1 protein-coding gene is annotated in these 903 nt (G+C 46.3%); it reads right to left on the bottom strand.

All coding sequences use genetic code 11. The annotated features are described in order from the left end of the window. On the bottom strand, positions 1 to 903 hold a 903-nt coding region (dnaE, locus tag A3738_RS07625), incomplete at both ends, for a DNA polymerase III subunit alpha (protein WP_156504065.1).

Here is a 903-nt window from a genome sequence, read left to right as displayed (position 1 = left end):
TCATATCTTCAAGGTTATCTGGCTGAAGCTTCTTAATCAGCTCCTTCATTCCGCGTGATTCGAGCTGGAATACAGCCGTCGTTTCGGCCGTTTTCAATAAAGTGAAAGAGGCAGGATCATCAAGCGGGATATGATCAATGTTTATCGTTTCTTTGCCTTCTTTTTGAAGACGAGGATTAATCATCTTCAAGGCCCAATCAACGATAGTTAGGGTTCGCAGGCCAAGGAAGTCAAACTTTACTAGACCCGCATCTTCTACGTCGTTTTTATCAAACTGTGTAACAAGACCGCCACCTTCTTCATCGCAATACAAAGCAGCGAAGTCGGTTAATTTCGTCGGAGCGATAACAACACCGCCCGCGTGCTTACCAACATTACGCGTCAAGCCCTCTAACGACAGCGCCATTTCCCATATTTCTTGAGCTTCTTCGTCAGTCTCTAGGAATTCCTTGAGCGCAGGTTCTGCATCAATCGCTTTAGCAAGAGTCATCCCAATTTCAAAAGGAATGAGCTTCGATAATTTATCAGCCAAACCATAAGACTTACCTTGTACACGCGCTACGTCACGAACTACAGCTTTTGCGGCCATCGTACCGAAGGTAATAATTTGCGACACCGCATTACGGCCGTAGTGATCTGCCACATAACCAATAACGCGATCGCGGCCATCCATACAAAAGTCGACGTCGAAATCGGGCATCGAAACACGTTCAGGGTTCAAGAAACGCTCGAAAAGAAGATCGTACTCAAGCGGGTCCAAATCGGTAATTTTTAGCGCATATGCGACCAAAGATCCCGCGCCCGAGCCTCGTCCTGGACCAACAGGAATATCGTGATTCTTAGCCCACTGAATAAAGTCCATTACGATGAGGAAGTAACCAGGGAACCCCATCTGTAAAATAA

It is taken from the genome of Oleiphilus sp. HI0066 (assembly GCF_001635725.1).
Note: the sequence above shows the minus strand (reverse complement) of the source record. Positions and strands in the feature narration are given on the sequence as shown.